Raw genomic sequence first — 3120 nt, 5'->3', positions numbered from 1 at the left:
TCATCACCCACCACCACCGCCCGATGCTCAAACACCGACCGCGTAGTAACCAACGACCACCCCACATCGACGGAGGACAGCTCGGATACGCCGCCCACCCGCTCAACCAGCGCGGCAGCCTGCCCCCGCAACGCCTCCGCACTACGCGCCGAGAGCACCCACGGAACCGTGCTCACCTCCGAGCGGGCCGAGTCCATTGGCGCATCGTCCTCAGGCGCCTGCTCCAGGATCAGATGGGCGTTCGTACCGGAGATGCCGAACGAGGAGACCGCCGCACGGCGGGGGCGTTCCAGGCGGGGCCACTCCACCGGTTCGTTCAGCAGCCGCAGCCCGCTGTCCTCCCACTCCACATGCGGAGTGGGGACGTCGAGGTGCAGGTTGGCGGGCAGGTGTGGGTGCCGGAGCGCCATCACCATCTTGATCACGCCTGCCACACCGGCCGCCGCATGTGTATGGCCGATGTTGGACTTCAGCGAGCCCAGCAGCAGTGGCCGGTCGGCGGGGCGGTTCTGGCCGTACGTGGCGGTCAGGGCCTCGGCCTCGATCGGGTCGCCGAGTTTGGTGCCGGTGCCGTGTGCCTCCAGGGCGTCCACATCGCCCGGCGTGAGCTGGGCGTTGGCGAGGGCCTGGCCGATGACGCGTTCCTGGGCCACGTCGTTGGGCGCGGTGAGGCCATTGCTGGCGCCGTCCTGGTTGATCGCCGAGCCCCGGATCACCGCCAGCACCCGATGGCCGTTGCGCTGTGCCTCCGACAGCCGCTCCAGTACCACCAGACCGACGCCTTCGGAGAAGCCGGTGCCGTCCGCGTCGGCGGCGAAGGACTTGCACCGGCCGTCCGGGGCCAGTGCGCGCTGCCGGGAGAACTCGGTGAACATGATGGGGGTGGCGAGCGAGGTGACACCGCCCGCCAGGGCCAGGGTGCATTCGCCCTGCCGCAGCGCCTGTACCGCCAGATGCATGGCCACCAGTGAGGCCGAGCATGCGGTGTCCACCGTCACCGCCGGCCCTTCCAGACCGAAGGTGTAGGCCACCCGGCCCGAGATCACGCTGGTGAGTCCGCCCGTGGTGGCGTAGCCCTCGAATCCCTCGGGAATGCGCGGGGCCCGGGACAGATAGTCCTGGCTGGACACACCGGCGTAGACGCCGGTGCGGGTTCCCTTCAGCGACACCGGGTCGATACCGGCCCGTTCAAGGGACTCCCAGGCCATCTCCAGCACCAGCCGCTGCTGCGGGTCCATGGCGAGCGCTTCCCTGGGGCTGATGCCGAAGAACGCCGCGTCGAACCGGTCCGCTTCGACGAATCCGCCCTGGCGGACAGAGCTGGTGCCGTAGTGCTCGGGATCGGGGTGGTAGAGGTTCTCGAGGTCCCAGCCGCGGTCCGTCGGGAAGTCCCCGATCGCGTCGACACCGGAGACGAGCAGTTCCCACAGCTCCTCCGGGGAGGTGACCCCGCCGGGAAAGCGGCAGGCCATGCCGACCACGGCCACCGGCTCGTGGGAACGCTCCTCCACCTCGCGCAACCGCAGACGCGTATCGTGCAGATCGGCGGAAACGCGCTTGAGGTACTCGACCAGCTTCTCTTCGTTCGCCATGAGGGTCACCCGGCCTTCAGCGATCGTCGCGCCCGGCACATTCAGGACACACCAAGCTCGTTGTCAATAAACTCAAGGACCTGATCCGCCGAGGCGGACTCCAGCCTTTGGGCCGCGCTCATTTCATCCGTCGGCTGCCGTGGCACCTGTGTGTTCGGCGGGACGATCGCGGCGGGGGTGGCGGCGGTGCCGTCCGAGGTCAGCCGTCGCACAAGGTGGTGGGCGATGCCTTCCGGGGTCGGATGCCGGAAGATCAGGGCCGCGGGCAGCCGCAGACCGGTGGCGGCCGCGAGACGATCGCGCAGTTCGACAGCGGTCAGGGACTCGAAGCCCAGCTCCTTGAAGCTGGCGTCGGCGCGTACCGCCTCGGCATCGGTGTGGCCCAGCACGGTGGCGGCGTGGTCGCGCACCAGGCCGAGGAGGGTGCGATACCGGTCGAGGGCCGACAGCCGCGCCAGCCGGGCGGCCCAGTCGACGGACGGCACTTCGGCGGCGGCAGCAGCGGTACGCCGCCGTGCGCTTTCACCGCCACCGCGACCGCCACCGCCACCGCCGGTGGCCACCCCGCCGGTGTTGAGGGATCGGAGCTGCTCGGCCTCGGCGGGGCGCAGCAGCAGCGCGTCGATCGTCAGCACCGGGGCGCCCACGGCGTCGGCGATGACGACCCGCAGTTCCCGCTCGCCCTCGGCGGCCTGTGGCCGGGGGGTGAGCCTGACCCGTACGGCGGTGGCCTCGGCCGCCCACAGGGACACGCCGCTCGCGGTGAACGGCAGCCACATCCGGCCCTCGTCCGGCTCCGGCCCGGCATCGGGATGCCCGGTCAGCAGCGTCGGATGGAGCACCGCGTCCAGCAGGGCGGGGTGGATACCGAACCCACTGGGCTCTCCCGCGGCCTTGGGCAGTTCCACATCGGCCAGCAGATCGGCGCCGTCCCGCCATACCGCGCGCAGCCCCTGGAACGCGGCTCCGTAGGCGTATCCGGATGCGGCGATCCGTTCGTAGCACCCATCGGTGTCCACCGGCCGCGCTCCGGGCGGCGGCCATGTCCCGGGCAGCTCCGCCGCTCGGCTCTCCGGTTCGGCGGGGCCGAGTACGCCCACGGCATGGCACGTCCAGTCGGTGTCTCCACCTGTGCGAAGGGCGTCGTCGGGGAGGGAGTAGACCGCGAGGTCGCGGCGTCCGTCGTCGGCGGACGGGCCCACCACCACCTGGACACACCGGCCGCCCGTCGCGGGCAGCACCAGCGGCAGCCGCAGCGCGAGCTCCTCCACCGCACCGCAGCCCGCCTCATCGGCCGCCCGCAGCGCCCACTCCATGAGCACGGTTCCGGGGACCAGGGCCACGCCCGCCACCACATGGTCGGCGAGCCAGCCGTGTGTCTGTGGGGAGAGACGTCCGGTCAGCACATGGCCGCTGCCGTCGGCGAGCCGCACCGCGGCGCCCAACAGCGGATGGTCCGCGCCGGCCAGGCCGAGGGCGCCGGGGTCCTTGCCGGACCCACCGGGGGCGTCCAGCCAGTAGCGCCGGC

The 3120-nt window shown here is 71.6% G+C and carries 2 protein-coding genes; both read right to left on the bottom strand.

Features of this window, described 5'->3' with window-relative positions; genetic code table 11:
- The coding region (locus tag KN815_RS28505) for a type I polyketide synthase (protein WP_216344769.1) at window positions 1-1592 on the bottom strand (1592 nt) is incomplete at its 3' end.
- A gap of 41 nt (window positions 1593-1633) precedes the next feature.
- Window positions 1634-3120 (bottom strand): polyketide synthase dehydratase domain-containing protein (locus tag KN815_RS28500; protein ID WP_216344768.1); only part of this gene is annotated, 1487 nt, incomplete at its 5' end.

Origin of the sequence: Streptomyces niphimycinicus, assembly GCF_018883605.1 — a bacterium.
Classification (GTDB): Bacteria; Actinomycetota; Actinomycetes; order Streptomycetales; family Streptomycetaceae; genus Streptomyces; species Streptomyces niphimycinicus.
Note: the sequence above shows the minus strand (reverse complement) of the source record. Positions and strands in the feature narration are given on the sequence as shown.